Origin of the sequence: Actinoplanes sp. CA-030573, from assembly GCF_050951115.1 — a bacterium.
Taxonomy (GTDB): domain Bacteria; phylum Actinomycetota; class Actinomycetes; order Mycobacteriales; family Micromonosporaceae; genus Actinoplanes.
Genome location: NZ_CP192038.1, coordinates 9,576,176 through 9,590,632, shown reverse-complemented (window position 1 = coordinate 9,590,632; position 14,457 = coordinate 9,576,176). Strand labels below are relative to the sequence as shown.

The following is a 14,457-nucleotide window of genomic DNA, read 5'->3' as shown; positions in this document are numbered from 1 at the left end:
CGTTTGAAAAGAGCTTCGCGTTGGGAATTAGCGGCGCATGGCTCTCGGCTCTCGTTACAAGTCTGCGCCCGGTGCGGGCACGCTCGCCGCACTCATACTGGTCCTCGTCTTCGGCAGCCCGTGGTACTTCGACTGGGTCTTCAAGAACGCCGACGAGAACTCGGCCGGCGGCTGGTTCCTGCGCCTGCTCGCCTGGCCGCACTGGACGTTCAACTCCAACGACTCGCTGCGCGACGTCATCGTCGGTGACCTCAAGGCCATCCTGCTGGTCCTGTTCACCGCGATCTTCCTGTACATGCTGCCCGGCAACCAGCTGGCCCGGGCCCGGGGCACGCTCAGCCAGTTCTTCGCGGGCTGGTCGGCGTACATCTTCGCGGCCGCCGTCGCCGCGCTGCTCACCGGCCTGTTCTTCACCAATCCGTCGCTGCTGAACGCGTTCAAGCTGACCGGCGTGGGCGTCACCTACGGCTTCTTCGTCGGCTGGATCATCGGCCTGGCGACCCTCGGCGGCCGCCGCGGCCGAAGCTGAGCCTGGACCATCACTAGGCGGAGCTGGGGCCGGGTCGCGCTGACCCGGCCCCGGTCGCTCAGCGCGTGGCTTCCGCTTCCGTCTCCGGTACGTCGAAGATCGCCGCCCGGGTGACCAGGCCCGCCGGGCGATCCCCGTCCAGGACCACCACCTCGGTCGCGTCGGCCGCGAGCATGGCCGCCAGGGCGTCGTAGAGCGTGCCGCCGGAGGCCACCGTGGGCCGCCCGTCGGTCGCGGCCCCCGCATCGAGCGCGGTCATCGCCCGGGCTAGCGGGGTCACGGCCAGCCGGCGGATCCCGCGGTCGGCGCCCACGAAGTCGCTGACCGCGGTCGAGTCCGGCCGGCGCAGCAGCTCGGCCGGTGGCGCGTACTGCAGAAGCCGGCCGCCCTCGGCCAGCACCGCGATCTTGTCGCCCAGCCGGACCGCCTCGTCGATGTCGTGGGTGACCAGCACGATCGTCTTGCGCACGGTCGCCTGCAGCCGCAGGAACTCCTCCTGGAGCCGACCGCGGGCGATCGGGTCGACCGCCGAGAACGGCTCGTCCATGAGCAGCACCAGCGGGTCGGCGGCCAGCGCCCGGGCCACGCCGACGCGCTGCCGCTGGCCGCCGGAGAGCTCGTGCGGGTAGCGCTTGGCGTACCGGGACGGGTCGAGGCCGACCAGGTCGAGCAACTCGTCGGCCCGGCTGTTGATCTTCGACTTGGTCCAGCCGAGCAGGCGCGGGACGGTGCCGACGTTGGTGCGGATGTTCTGGTGCGGGAACAGGCCGACGTTCTGGATCACGTACCCGATGTGCCGGCGCAGCTCGACCGGGTCGCGCTCGAGGATGTTCTGCCCGTCGATGAGGATCCGGCCGCGGGTCGGCTCGATCAACCGGTTGATCATCCGGAGGATCGTGGACTTGCCGCAGCCCGACGGTCCGATCAGCACGGCCAGGTCGCCGGCGCTCACCTCGAAGCTGAAGTCGCCGACCGCCACCGTGCCGTCGGGGTAGGTCTTGCCGACGTCCTCCAGCGTGATCGACGCCGCGCTCCGGGCGGGCCCGGATCCGTTGATCGCGGTAGCGTCCACGTATGTCCTTCCTGTCGTGGGCGCCGGCGCACCCACCACTTGCCGCGCCCGCCGGTGACGGGCCGGGAAATCCGTGGTTCTCCTGGCAGTACGTGCAGGACAACGCCGGGACCATCATGTCCAAGCTCGGCTTCCACGTCGGGATCACGCTGGAGACCGTGGTGATCGCGCTGCTGGTCGCCGTGCCGCTCGCCGTCCTCGCGTACTGGATCAGACCGTTGACCGGGCCGATTCTCGCACTCTCCGGCGTGCTCTACACGATTCCGTCGCTCGCACTGTTGGCGCTGCTGGCCCCGGCGCTGGGCGCGACGAACCGGGTGACGGTGTTGATCGCGCTGGTGCTCTACGCCCTGCTGCTCCTGGTCCGCAACGCGCTGACCGGTCTCACGCAGGTCCCGGCCGAGGTCCGGGACGCGGCCGCGGGCATGGGCTACGGCCGGTTCGGGCGGCTCTGGCACGTCGAGCTGCCGCTGGCGCTGCCCGGCATCGTGACCGGGCTGCGGCTGGCCACGGTCTCGACCGTGGCGTTGGTCACGATCGGCGCGATCATCGGACAGGGCGGCCTCGGCGATCTGATCATGGGCGGCTTCTGGAACAACTTCTACAAGGCCGAGATCCTCACCGGTACGGTGTTGTGCGTCGCCCTGGCGCTGATCTTCGACCTGGCTCTGGTCGGTCTCGGCCGCGTGCTCACGCCCTGGAGCCGGAGGCGCGCCGCATGAGCTACTTCCGCGACGGCCTGATCTGGCTCAACGACCCGCTGAACTGGACCAACCCGGGCGGGCTGCTCGACCGGCTCCGGGAGCATCTCGTGATCACGTTCTGGGCCGTGCTGATCGGCTGCCTGGTCGGCCTGCCGCTGGGCATCTGGCTCGGCCACCGCGGCCGGGGCGGCGGCGCCGTGGTCACGGTGGCCAACCTCACCCGCGCGCTGCCCACCCTGGCGCTGCTCACGATCCTGCCGCTCACCCCGCTCGGCTTCGGCAAGCTGCCGGTGATCATCGCGCTCGCCGTCTTCGCCGTGCCGCCGCTGCTGGCCAACGCGTACACCGGCCTGCGCTCGGTCGACGCCGAGACCAAGGAGGCGGCGATCGGCATGGGCCTCTCCGGCGGTCAGTTGTTGCGCCGGGTCGAGCTGCCGCTGTCGGTGCCCTACCTGGCCGCCGGCCTGCGCACCGCGGCCGTCCAGGTCGTCGCGACCGCCACACTTGCCACATTTGTCAATGGCGGCGGTCTCGGGCAGATCATTACGGCAGGATTCGGGCTGGGCATCAACGTCGGCGGCAACCAGATCGTGGCCGGCGGCATCGCTGTGGTGCTCCTCGCACTCCTGGTCGAAGGGCTCTTCGCGCTCGTGGAACGCCTGGTCACGCCCCGTCCGTTGAGGACCGGACGACGTCGTACGGTGGCGGTCGCCGACCCGGCTGGGTAACGGACCAGCATCTTTCCCGGAAGTTGTCATACCCAGCGGGTAGACCTTGCAGGGCATACATACGGGCATCGCACTTCGGCTGCCCGTCGGACACGCGGGCTGACCACGACGGTCATCCCGGGACACAGAAGGCGGCAGTATGCGTCGACACCTGCTCCTGATGGCGGCCAGCGCAACGGCGGCCGTCGTCTCTCTCGCCGGCTGTGGCAGTGCCGGCTCCTCCGGAACCGAGGCGCCACCCTCGTCGGCCGCGGGCGCGGGCTGCGCCCCCGTCGCCGGGAACGACCTGGTGGTGCTGACCGATGACAAGCACCTGCAGAACACCGACAACGTCCTCCCCGCGATCAACAAGAAGGCGTCCTCGCCGCAGCTCGTCGCCGCGCTGGACAAGGTCTCGGCGGCGCTCGACACGACGAAGCTGATCGCGCTGAACAAGGCGGTCGACATCGACCGTAAGTCGTCCAAGGCGGCGGCCACCGAGTTCATCACCGCCAACAACCTGGCCACCGGCCTCGAGAAGGGGTCGGGCAACATCACCGTCGGCGCCGCGAACTTCAGCGAGAGCGCGACGCTGGGCGAGATCTACGGCCAGGTCCTGACCGCGGCCGGCTTCAAGGTCAAGGTGCAGCAGATCGGCAACCGCGAGCTCTACGAGCCCGCGCTGGAGAAGGGCGACATCTCGGTCGTCCCCGAGTACGCGGCGACCCTGGCCACGTTCCTGCAGGGCAAGGTGGACAAGAACGGCAAGGACCCGTCCTCGTCCGACCTGGCCACGACGGTGACCAACCTGACCGCCCTCGGTGAGAAGGTGGGCCTGGTCTTCGGCAAGCCGTCCGAGGCGCAGGACCAGAACGCGTTCGCGGTCACCACGGCGTTCGCCGACAAGTACGGCGTGAAGACGCTGTCCGACCTGGCCGCCAAGTGCTCGGGTGCGGCCACCGTGCTCGGCGGCCCGGCCGAGTGCCCGCAGCGTCCCAAGTGCCAGCAGGGCCTGGTCGAGGTCTACCAGTTCCAGGCGGGCAAGTTCGCCACGCTGGACGCGGGCGGCCCGCTCACCAAGACCGCGCTCAAGCAGGGCACGGCCAGCGTGGGCCTGGTGTTCAGCTCGGACGGCGCCCTGGCCGCCGGCTGATCGGTCGCACCATCCGCACGGCCGGGCGCCGAGTTTCGACTTTTCGAGGCTCGGCGCTCGGCCGTTTGCGCCGTGGCGCACTCTCGGTAGCATCAGCGCCCATGCCGGAGAGGGACCACGAGACTGGGCACAGCTCGCGACTGCTCCGCGGCCTGATCTGGGCGGGCGTCCTGCTCGCCCCGTTGGCCGCGGCGATCGTGCTGCTCGGTCAAAGCTCCAACTCGGTGCGCTTCGCGGTGCTGCTGATAGCGGTGAGTGTCGTCCTGGTCGGCGCCTCGGTGCTGATCCGGGCCGACCCGGTGCTCCAGCGCATGCACGTGGAAGACCGCATAGCCGAGGAGATCGAGGCGTTGCGCGCCGACCTGCGGGCGGAGCTCGCTTCGGCCGCGGTTCCCCAAGGTTTCGTCCCCGCTCCGGGCGGTCCCGGCATGGCTCCTGCTCCGGGCGGTCCCGGCATGGCTCCTGCTCCGGGCGGTCCCGGCATGGCTCCCGTCCCGGGCGCGCCGGGCCGCGCGTCCGTGCCCAGCGGACCTGGCCGAGCCTCGGTGTCGGCCGGTCCAGGGTTGGCTGCGGTGCCCGCCGGGCCAGGGGTGGCTTCCGTGCCTGGAGGACCGGTCGCGGCCTCTGTGCCTGGGGGGCCGGGCCGTGCTTCCGTGCCCGGCGGACCGGGCATGGCTTCCGTGCCCGGTGGGCCCGGCCTGGCTTCCGTGCCGGGAGTGCCGGTCGCCGCCACCGCGTCGGCGGCCATTCCGGTTCAGCGTGGCGCGTCTTCGGTCCCGCCGCCGTCGGCGCCCCCGCGTGCCGTGGCTGCGGTCCGGCCGGGCAACGAGTATGGGCGCGCGGAGCCGCACGATGATGACTTCGGGGCGGGCAGCGGCTATGCCGACCTGCCACCGGCCGCGCCGGGTCGTGGCACCTACGGCTCGGCCCGGGTGAACGGCTTCGACGGCGACTACGGCTACGATGACCAAGGCCACGAGGACTACGGCCACGGCAACGGCGACTACGGCCACGACGACTTCGGCCACGACGACTTCGGCCAGGCCGAACACGGCCGCGGCGAATACGGCCCGGGCGAGCACGGCCGGAACGACTACGGCTCCGGCGATTATGGCCAGGGTCGCACCTACGGCTATGCGAGTGGCGTCGCGGCGGGCTATGACCCGGACGGTGACTACGGCGCCGAGGGCGACTCGGGGAACGTCTACGGCGGCGGCGGGAACGGCTACGGTCTGGCCGGCGGCTACGACGGCCCGTCGCCGGGTGGCGACGCCGGCTACAAGGCGCGGCGGCATCGGCCCTCGGCCAACGACACCAACGTCGGGACGTTCGAGGACTTCGCCTCGTACCCGGGGTGGGACGCGGCGCCCGCCGGGGACGACCGCTATGCCCAGGGCTACGGCCGCCGCCGGTGAGGCGGGCTACTTGTCGATGTCCCCGACCACGAAGAACATCGAACCCAGGATGGCGATCAGGTCGGGGACCAGGCAGCCGGGGATCAGCGTCGCCAGGGCCTGGACGTTCGCGTACGACGCCGTCCGCAGCTTGAGCCGCCACGGGGTCTTCTCGCCGCGGGAGACCAGGTAGTAGCCGTTGATGCCGAGCGGGTTCTCGGTCCAGGCGTAGGTGTGGCCCTCGGGCGCCTTCACGACCTTGGGCAGGCGGACGTTCACCGGGCCGGAGATCCGGTCGACCCGGTCGAGGCACTCGGAAGCCAGGTCGAGCGAGACGTACGCCTGGTCGAGCAGCACCTCGAACCGTGAGTGGCAATCCCCGGCGGTCTTGGTCACCACGGGGACGGTCAGTTGGTCGTACGCCAGATAGGGCTCGTCCCGCCGCAGGTCGAAGTCGAGGCCGCTCGCCCGCGCCACCGGGCCCGAGGCGCCGTAAGCGGCCGCCTGCGCCGCCGTCAGCACCCCGACGCCGACCGTGCGGGCCAGGAAGATGTCGTTCTGCCGGATCACCCGGTCGAGGTCGGGCAGCCTCTTCCGGACCAGCGCGATCGCCTCCCGCGCCCGGCGGGTCCAGCCCGCCGGCACCTCCTCCTTGATGCCGCCGACCCGGTTGAACATGTAGTGCATCCGGCCGCCGGTCGCCTCCTCCATCACCGCCTGCAGCGTCTCGCGCTCGCGGAACGCGTAGAACATCGGCGTGATCGCGCCGATCTCCAGGGGGTACGAGCCGAGGAACATCAGGTGGTTCAGCACGCGGTTGAGCTCGGCCAGCGCCGTACGCAGCCAGACCGCGCGCTCCGGAACCTCGATGCCCATCAACCGCTCGACGGCCAGCACGACGCCCAGCTCGTTGGCGAACGCCGACAGCCAGTCGTGCCGGTTGGCGAGCATGATGATCTGCCGGTAGTCGCGCACCTCGAACAGCTTCTCGGCGCCGCGGTGCATGTAGCCGACGATCGGCTCGCAGGCCACCACCCGCTCGCCGTCGAGGGTGAGCTTGAGCCGCAGCACACCGTGCGTGGACGGGTGCTGGGGGCCGATGTTGAGGACCATGTCGGCCGTCTCGATACCGGCGCCGGTCCCGACCGTCATCTCGCGCAGGGCGTCCGTCACAACAGCATGCTCCCACGTCGCTCGATCCCGACCGTGTGCAGCAGCCACCAGTGTGCGCCGAGTCCGCCCGGCTCGATCAGCTCGGCGGCGGCGCCGGCGGCCGAGAGCGCCCGCACGTAAGCCGCCGGGTCCCGATGGGCAAGATCAAGAGGCGGCCGGGCGCCGTCGATCCCGAGCGCCTTGAGCGCCTCGCGCTGGCGGATCAGCTCGTACGGCGTTCCGGCCGCCGCCGCCACCGCATCCATCGCGACGTGGGCCGTCACGTCGCGGCTCCCGTCCGGCACCGGTGGCACCTGCCGGCCGCCGAGGAACCCGGTGAGCGTGCCGAGCGGGGGCCGGTCCGCGCGCAGATGGCCGTAGTCGACCGCGAGCGCGCAGCCCCGGCGCACGTGGTCGACCGCGTCGGCCCAGGCCGCGTCCCGCGGCCAGCCGATCTCCACCCGTCCGCCCGCCGGCCACCACCGGCTCAGCCAGAACAGGTCGGCCGCGTCCGGCGGCCCGCCGAGCGACTCCTTGCCGGTCGCCGGCTCGACCTCCACCCGGCGCCGGCGGCCGGCGTCGTCGAGGTCGAGCACGTCGAGCGGCACGTTGTCGAGCCACTCGGTCGCCACCAGCAGGCCGACGATCCCGTCCGGGATGTCCCGCCGCCAGCCGACCCCCGGGTCGAGGCCGTCCGGCCGGGGCGCGACCTCGACCGCGGTCAGCCGGGCCCGCCGAGCGAGGTGGTCCGGCAGCATCGCGCGCAGGGTGGCGAGCAGCTCGCCGCCGCCCGCGCCGACATCCACCAGGTCGAAGGCCTTGGGGTGCCCGAGAGCGGCGTCGACCCGCTCGACCAGCGTGAGCAGGGCCCCGGCGAACAGCGGCGACGCGTGCACACTTGTCCGGAAATGCTGGGACGGACCGCCGGCGCGGGCGGTGAAGAACCCGTCCGGCCCGTACAGCCCGGCGGTCATCGCGGCGCGCCACCCCGTCACTCCGACACCATAGGCCCCGGCCCCCGGATGTTGTTCTTCACAGGTCGTTGTCACGAGCCGGTAACCGGTGCGCATACTTGCGCTCGACCGGTACCCCTTCTCGAGGACTGGATCTCGCTATGAGCGCAGTGCCGCGCGCCCGCATCGGCGCGCGTCCTCTGGTCGTGGGCGTCGTCGGCGCCGGCCGGGTGGGCGCCGTCCTGGGCGCCGCCCTGAATGCCGCCGGCCATCACGTGGTCGCCGCCGCGGCCGTCTCCGCCGCCTCCCGTGACCGGGCCGCCCGGCTGCTGCCGGAGGCCGCGATCCTGCCCGCCGACGAGGTTGCCCGGGCCGCCGACGACCTGCTGCTGCTGTCCGTGCCCGACGACGCGCTGGCCGGCGTGGTGGCCGGGCTGGCCGCCACCGGCGCGCTGCGGGCGGGCCAGGTCGTGGCGCACACCTCGGGCGCTCATGGGCTGGCCGTTCTCGGCGATGTGAACGGCATGGCCCTGCACCCGGCGATGACCTTCACCGGCGCCGGCGCCGACCTCGACCGGCTGCCCGGCATCGCCTGGGGCGTCACCACGCCCGACCGCGCCTTCGCCACCCGGCTCGTGGCCGACCTCGGCGGGGTGCCCGAGTGGGTGGCCGAGGACGCCCGCCCGCTCTATCACGCGGCGCTCGCGCACGGCGCGAACCACCTGGTCACGCTGGTCAACGAGGCCGCCGACCTGCTGCGCACGGCCGGCGTCGAGGACCCGGCCCGGGTGCTCGCGCCGCTGCTGCGGGCCGCGCTCGACAACGCGCTGCGCCTCGGCGACGCGGCCCTGACCGGTCCCGTCTCCCGGGGCGACGCCGGCACCGTGCGCAAGCACCTCGACCGCATCCCGGCCGAGTCGGTCCCGGCCTACCTGGCCCTCGCCCGCCGCACCGCCGACCGCGCCATCGCCGCCGGCCGGCTCCGCCCACAGGACGCCGCGCCGCTGATGGACGCCCTCTCCCGCGCCGCCGTGGGGAGCGCCCTGTGAGCGGCCCGCGCCGCTGTGCGGAGCGCCCTGTGAGCGGCCCGCGCCGCCGTGGGGAGCGCCCTGTGAGCGGCCCGTGCTGTCCCCGGGAGCGCGCCCGGACTCTTCCGACCCGCCGCCGCATCGACGGGAGCGCCCGGTGACCCAGCTGATCCACACCCGGGCCGAGCTGGCCGCCGCGGTCGCCGCCGCGCCCGACCGGGTCGCGGTCGTGATGACGATGGGCGCGCTGCACGAGGGGCACCGCACGCTGATGCGGGCGGCCCGCGAGCGCTCGGCCTTCGTGCTGGTCACCATCTTCGTGAACCCGCTGCAGTTCGGGCCGAACGAGGACTTCGACCGGTACCCGCGCACGCTCGAGGCCGACCTCGATGCGTGCCGGGCCGAGGGCGTGAGCGTCGTCTTCGCCCCGAGCCGCGACGAGATGTACCCGGGCGGCGCCCCGTCGATCACGATGAACGCCGGCCCGCTCGGCGACATCCTCGAGGGCGCCAGCCGTCCCGGCCATTTCGCCGGCATGCTCACCGTGGTGGAGAAGCTGCTCCAGCTGACCCGGGCCGACGTGGCGTTCTTCGGCGAGAAGGACTTCCAGCAGCTGGCGCTGATCCGCCGGATGGTCCGTGACCTGGAACTGAACGCCGAGATCGTGGGCGTGCCGACCGTACGGGAACCGGATGGCCTGGCCCTCTCCAGCCGCAACCGGTATCTCTCGGCCGACGAGCGCCGAGCCGCCCTGGCTCTTTCCCGCGCGTTGCGCGAGGGCGCCGAGCACGCCGATCCGCTGGCGGCGGCGACCAAGATCCTCGACGAGGAGCCGGCCGTACGCGTGGACTACCTCGCGCTGACCGGACCCGATCTCGGCCCGGCGCCGTCGGCCGGCCCCGCTCGCCTGCTCGTCGCCGCCCGGGTCGGCAACACCCGCCTCATCGACAACGTCCCGCTCGAGCTGAAGGGCCGCTGATGTTCCGCACCATGCTGAAGTCCAAGATCCACCGGGCCACCGTGACCCAGGCGGACCTGCACTACGTCGGCTCGGTGACGGTGGACCTCGACCTGATGGAGGCGGCCGACCTGCTGGCCGGCGAGCAGGTGGCGATCGTGGACGTCACCAACGGCGCCCGCCTCGAGACCTACGTGATCCCCGGCGAGCGCGGCACCGGCGTGATCGGCATCAACGGCGCGGCCGCCCACCTCGTGCACCCCGGCGACCTGGTCATCCTGATCGCGTACGGCCAGATGGACGACGCCGAGGCCCGGGAGTACTTGCCGCGCGTGGTGCACGTGGACGCCGACAACCGGATCATCGAGCTGGGCGCCGACCCGGCCGCGGCGGTCGACGGCATGGCGGACGGCCTGGTCCGGGGCGATCTCACGCTGACCGTCTGACGGCGGGACTGCTCCTACCGTACGAAATATGCGGTTTGGAATTTTAGACCGTTATTTCGGTTTACCCTCGGCTCAATGGGTAAGGGAGCGCTCGCATGGCGGGGGATCTTCGCGATCCTCGGCGTGCTGCTGCTCGCCTCGGGCTGCGGCATGCCCGGCGGAGTGGACGGCGACCTCACCAACGGCTGGGCCGCGATGGAACCGGCCACCGGCTTCGAGCCCACGGCCGGGACGTGCCACGGCGCCAACTTCAACACCGTTGGGGCGCGGTCCACGTACGAAGAGATCGACTGCAACCTCAAGCACCGCACCGAGACCGTGTACGTCGGAACCTACGAGGCGCCGGCCGCCGACGCCGACGAGCCCCCGGCCGAGGGCTCCGCGGGCGCCAAGGCCGCCTACCGCACGTGCGACGAGAAGACGAGCAGCTATCTCGGCGGCAACTGGCGGACCGCGCGCATCTGGATCGGCGTCACGCATCCGACCACGGCGGCCTGGAGCGGCGGTTCCCGCTGGTTCCGCTGCGAGGCCCTCGAGCTCAGCTCGGTCGAGGACGACGGGCTGCTCGTGCAGCGGGCCGGCAGCCTGCGCAACGAGCTCACCGACGGCACCTCCGGCCTGCTGCTCGGCTGCTACGCGGTGGCGATGGACAGCTCGGGGGCGATCGCCGGGATGCCGGGAGCGGCCTGCTCGGCCAAGCACAACGCCGAGTTCGTGGGCGTCTGGGACGCCAAGGGCCTCGGCTATCCCAAGGACGACGCCGGCTGGGCCAAGTTCCACGACGGCTGCCGCACCCTGATCGCCACCTTCGCGGCCGTGCCCAACGACCAGGACCTGCAGTACCGCACCGGGGTGATCTCGCTGCCGGGCAGCGCCGACGTGTGGCAGCTGGGCGACTACGGTGTGCGCTGTTACCTCTGGCTCGACGGCGCCGAGCTCACCTCGTCGCTGAAGGGCAAGGGCGTCGCGAGCCTGCCCGTCCAGTACAAGTAACGGCCACCACTGGAATGCGGCCCCCGCGTGACGTCCGGCGTGCCGGCAGAGTGTACTGAGCAGATGTCACTTCTCGTCGATCTTCCCGAGCTGCCCCGCCGGCTCGCGGCGGCCGAGCCGGGTTGGAGCGAGACCACCGACGTGCTCGTCGTCGGCTCCGGCGTCGCCGGGCTGACCGCGGCGCTGCACCTGCGCGAGCAGGGCCTGCACGTCACCGTGGTCACCAAGGTGAACATCGACGACGGCTCGACCCGGTGGGCCCAGGGCGGCATCGCGGCCGTGCTCGATCCGCTCGACACCCCGGCGGCGCACGCCAACGACACCGAGATCGCCGGGGTCGGGCTCTGCGACCCGGCGGCGGTACGCGTGCTGGTCGAGGAGGGACCCGCCCGCGTACGGGAGCTGATGCGCATCGGCGCCCAGTTCGACCGCCACCCCGACGGCTCGCTGATGCTGACCCGCGAGGGCGGCCACCGCGCCGACCGGATCGTGCACGCCGGCGGCGACGCGACCGGCGCCGAGGTCCAGCGGGCCCTGCACGAGGCGGTGCGGCGCGACCCCTGGATCCGGCTCGTCGAGCACGCGCTCGTGCTCGACCTGCTGCGCAGCGCCGACGGCCGGGCCTGCGGGCTGACCCTGCACGTGCTCGGCGAGGGCAGCGAGGACGGCGTCGGCGCGATCCTGGCCCGGGCCGTGGTGCTGGCCACCGGCGGCATGGGTCAGGTCTACTCCTCGACCACGAACCCGTCGGTCTCCACCGGCGACGGCGTCGCGCTGGCGATCCGGGCCGGCGCGACCGTGACCGACGTCGAGTTCGTGCAGTTCCACCCGACCTCGTTCGTCAGCGCCGCGGTCACCTCGGTGCAGCGGCCGCTGATCTCCGAGGCGCTGCGCGGCGAGGGCGCCTACCTGGTCGACGAGTCGGGCAAGCGGTTCATGGTCGGTCAGCACGAGCTGGCCGAGCTGGCGCCGCGCGACGTGGTGGCCAAGGGCATCCACCGGGTGCTGCTCGAGACCGGCGCCGACCACGTCTACCTGGACGCCCGGCACCTCGGCGGCGACTTCCTCGAGCACCGGTTCCCGACCATCGTGGCCTCGACCCGGGCCGCCGGCATCGACCCGGCCACCGACCTGATCCCGGTCGCGCCGGCCGCCCACTACGCCTCCGGAGGCGTCCGCACCGACCTCTACGGCCGCACCACCATCCCCGGCCTGTACGCGTGCGGCGAGGTCGCCTGCACCGGTGTGCACGGCGCCAACCGCCTGGCCAGCAACTCCCTGCTCGAGGGCCTGGTCTTCGCCAAGCGGATCGCCGGCGACATCGCCCGTGACCTGCCGCCGCAGGCCGACCCGTCGGCAAACGACACCGAGCCGGCGTGGGTCGCCGACCCGGCGATCCGCGGCGAGCTGCAGCGGGCGATGACCCGCGGCGCCGGCGTGCTGCGCTCGGCCGACTCGCTGGCCGGCACGGCCAAGGAGCTGACCGGGCTGGCCGGCCGGCGCGCCACCCCGCGCAACGCGGCCTGGGAGGCGACGAACCTGCTGACCGTGGCGAGCGCCCTGGTCGCGTCGGCGAGCACCCGGCGTGAGACCCGCGGCTGCCACTGGCGGGAGGATTACCCGGTGGCCGAGGACGAGTGGCGCGGCCACCTGCTGAACGGCCTGTCCGCCACGGGCGCGCTGACCCAGATCTTCGAGGAGATGCCGTGAGTCTTGACCTCGACCTCGACGAGGTGCGCCGGGTGGTCTACACCGCCCTGGGCGAGGACCTCGGCGACCCGCCCCGCGACGTGACCAGCGAGGCGACCATCCCGGCCGACCAGTTCGACACGGCCGAGCTGGTGGCGCGGGCCGACGGCGTGGTGGCCGGGCTGCCGGTGGCGGCCGAGGTCTTCGCCGCGACCTCGGCCGGTGCGACGACCTTCGAGGCGCGGGTCGCCGACGGTGACCGGGTACGCCGCGGGGACGTGCTCGCCGTGGTCACCGGCCGGACCCGGACGCTGCTGATCGCCGAGCGCACCGCGCTGAACCTGCTGTGCCGGATGTCCGGGGTGGCCACGCACACCCGCAAGTGGGCCGACGCGCTGGCCGGCACCAAGGCGACCGTGCTCGACACCCGCAAGACCACGCCGGGCCTGCGGCACCTGGAGAAGTACGCGGTGCGGGCCGGCGGCGGCACGAACAAGCGCATGGGTCTGTACGACGTCGCGATGATCAAGGACAACCACAAGCTGGCCGCCGGGAGCATCACCGCCGCCTTTGAACTGGTCCGTCGTAAGTTTCCGGACATTTCGGTCCAGGTCGAGGTGACCACTCTGGCCGAGGCCGTCGAGGCCGTCGAAGCCGGCGCCGACTTCCTCCTGTGCGACAACATGACGCCCGAGCTGCTGACCGAGGTGGTGGCGGCCGTGGGTGACCGGGCCGAGCTGGAGGCCACCGGTAATCTCACGTTGGCCACAGTGGAGGCCTACGCGGCGACCGGTGTCGACTACCTGTCGGTGGGTGGGCTGACGCACTCGTCGCCGATCCTCGACATCGCCATGGACCTGAGGGTTTAGATGCTCCTCTGTATCGACATCGGTAACACCAACACCGTGCTCGCCACCTTCGACGGCGACAAGCTGGTGCACAACTGGCGGGTCAAGACCGACGCCCGGAACACCGCCGACGAGCTCGGCCTGATGTTCCGCGGGCTGCTCGCCGGCGACAACGTGGAGATCACCGGGGTGGCCGCCTGCTCGACCGTGCCGGCCGCGCTGCGCAGCCTGCGCACGATGCTCGCCCGCTACTACGGCGACCTGCCCAACGTGATCGTCGAGCCGGGCGTGAAGACCGGGGTGCAGCTGGCCATCGACAACCCCAAGGAGGTCGGCTCGGACCGGGTGGTCAACACGCTGGCCGCACACGCCCTCTACGGCGGCCCGTCGATCGTGGTCGACTTCGGCACCACCACCAACTTCGACGTGATCAGCGCCAAGGGCGAGTTCCTCGGCGGCGCGTTCGCCCCCGGCATCGAGATCTCCTTCGACGCGCTCGCCGCCCGCGCCGCCCAGCTGCGCAAGGTCGAGCCGGCCGCGCCGCGCTCGGTGATCGGCAAGAACACGGTGGAGTGCCTGCAGTCCGGCATGTACTACGGCTTCGCCGGCCAGGTCGACCGGATCGTCGAGCGGATGATCGAGGAGATCGGCCCGGTCAAGGCCGTGATCGCCACCGGCGGGCTGGCCGGGCTGGTCAAGGACGAGTGCCGCACGCTGACCGCGCACGAGCCGATGATCACGCTGATCGGCCTGCGGATGGTATATGAGCGGAACGTCTGACGGCCGCTGAGTAGGCTTTCTAGCCGATCCGTCTTCTTCACAGAGAGTCGT

The 14,457-nt window shown here is 72.1% G+C and carries 15 protein-coding genes; 12 read left to right on the top strand and 3 right to left on the bottom strand.

Annotated features, from left to right (window positions below; all coding sequences use genetic code 11):
* Positions 1-37 precede the first annotated feature (37 nt).
* A complete protein-coding gene (locus tag ACQP2F_RS44520; RefSeq protein WP_433298818.1) occupies positions 38-529 on the top strand; it encodes a hypothetical protein in 492 nt (163 codons plus the stop codon).
* A 58-nt stretch (positions 530-587) separates the two neighbouring features.
* On the opposite strand, the gene ACQP2F_RS44515 is transcribed toward ACQP2F_RS44520, so the two are convergent.
* Positions 588-1,601, bottom strand: coding sequence for an ABC transporter ATP-binding protein (locus ACQP2F_RS44515; protein WP_433298816.1), 1,014 nt, complete (start codon positions 1,599-1,601; stop codon positions 588-590).
* 2 nt (positions 1,602-1,603) lie between these two features.
* Here ACQP2F_RS44515 and ACQP2F_RS44510 point away from each other — a divergent pair, with 2 nt between their 5' ends.
* From ACQP2F_RS44510 to ACQP2F_RS44495, 4 genes are all read left to right on the top strand, one after another.
* A complete protein-coding gene (locus ACQP2F_RS44510) occupies positions 1,604-2,323 on the top strand; it encodes an ABC transporter permease (RefSeq protein ID WP_433298814.1) in 720 nt (239 codons plus the stop codon).
* Positions 2,320-3,033 carry an ABC transporter permease gene (locus ACQP2F_RS44505; protein WP_433298812.1) on the top strand — a complete coding sequence of 238 codons (714 nt, stop codon included), beginning with the start codon at positions 2,320-2,322 and terminating at the stop codon, positions 3,031-3,033. Before ACQP2F_RS44510 ends, ACQP2F_RS44505 begins: the two co-directional genes overlap by 4 nt.
* 139 nt (positions 3,034-3,172) lie before the next feature.
* Positions 3,173-4,165, top strand: a complete 993-nt coding sequence (locus ACQP2F_RS44500) for a glycine betaine ABC transporter substrate-binding protein (RefSeq protein ID WP_433298809.1) — start codon at positions 3,173-3,175, stop codon at positions 4,163-4,165.
* 101 nt (positions 4,166-4,266) lie between these two features.
* The gene (locus tag ACQP2F_RS44495) at positions 4,267-5,580 is read left to right on the top strand and encodes a hypothetical protein (protein ID WP_433298807.1); all 1,314 of its coding nucleotides are present in this window, start codon (positions 4,267-4,269) and stop codon (positions 5,578-5,580) included.
* A 6-nt stretch (positions 5,581-5,586) separates the two neighbouring features.
* Here ACQP2F_RS44495 and ACQP2F_RS44490 read toward each other — a convergent pair whose 3' ends face one another.
* Both ACQP2F_RS44490 and ACQP2F_RS44485 read right to left on the bottom strand, forming a co-directional pair.
* A complete protein-coding gene (locus ACQP2F_RS44490) occupies positions 5,587-6,711 on the bottom strand; it encodes an NADH-quinone oxidoreductase subunit D (protein WP_433307889.1) in 1,125 nt (374 codons plus the stop codon).
* A gap of 17 nt (positions 6,712-6,728) precedes the next feature.
* Positions 6,729-7,685, bottom strand: coding sequence for an SAM-dependent methyltransferase (locus ACQP2F_RS44485; RefSeq protein WP_433307887.1), 957 nt, complete (start codon positions 7,683-7,685; stop codon positions 6,729-6,731).
* Positions 7,686-7,825: 140 nt separating this feature from the next.
* On the opposite strand from ACQP2F_RS44485, the gene ACQP2F_RS44480 reads away from it, so the two are divergent.
* The 7 genes from ACQP2F_RS44480 (at position 7,826) to ACQP2F_RS44450 (ending at position 14,406) form a co-directional block, all read left to right on the top strand.
* Positions 7,826-8,713, top strand: a complete 888-nt coding sequence (locus ACQP2F_RS44480; protein WP_433298805.1) for a Rossmann-like and DUF2520 domain-containing protein — start codon at positions 7,826-7,828, stop codon at positions 8,711-8,713.
* Between the two features lie 136 nt (positions 8,714-8,849).
* Entirely contained in the window at positions 8,850-9,671 is an 822-nt protein-coding gene (panC, locus tag ACQP2F_RS44475; RefSeq protein WP_433298803.1) for a pantoate--beta-alanine ligase, read from the top strand.
* Complete coding sequence (gene panD, locus ACQP2F_RS44470; protein WP_433298801.1) at positions 9,671-10,096, top strand: aspartate 1-decarboxylase; 426 nt, start codon at positions 9,671-9,673, stop codon at positions 10,094-10,096. The genes panC and panD overlap by 1 nt, the downstream gene beginning before the upstream one ends.
* 75 nt (positions 10,097-10,171) lie before the next feature.
* A complete protein-coding gene (locus ACQP2F_RS44465; protein WP_433298799.1) occupies positions 10,172-11,089 on the top strand; it encodes a septum formation family protein in 918 nt (305 codons plus the stop codon).
* A gap of 63 nt (positions 11,090-11,152) precedes the next feature.
* Complete coding sequence (locus ACQP2F_RS44460) at positions 11,153-12,799, top strand: L-aspartate oxidase (protein ID WP_433298797.1); 1,647 nt, start codon at positions 11,153-11,155, stop codon at positions 12,797-12,799.
* Positions 12,796-13,647 carry a carboxylating nicotinate-nucleotide diphosphorylase gene (gene nadC / locus ACQP2F_RS44455; RefSeq protein ID WP_433298795.1) on the top strand — a complete coding sequence of 284 codons (852 nt, stop codon included), beginning with the start codon at positions 12,796-12,798 and terminating at the stop codon, positions 13,645-13,647. Before ACQP2F_RS44460 ends, nadC begins: the two co-directional genes overlap by 4 nt.
* Entirely contained in the window at positions 13,648-14,406 is a 759-nt protein-coding gene (locus tag ACQP2F_RS44450) for a type III pantothenate kinase (RefSeq protein ID WP_433298793.1), read from the top strand. It abuts the gene before it with no gap.
* Positions 14,407-14,457 lie beyond the last annotated feature (51 nt).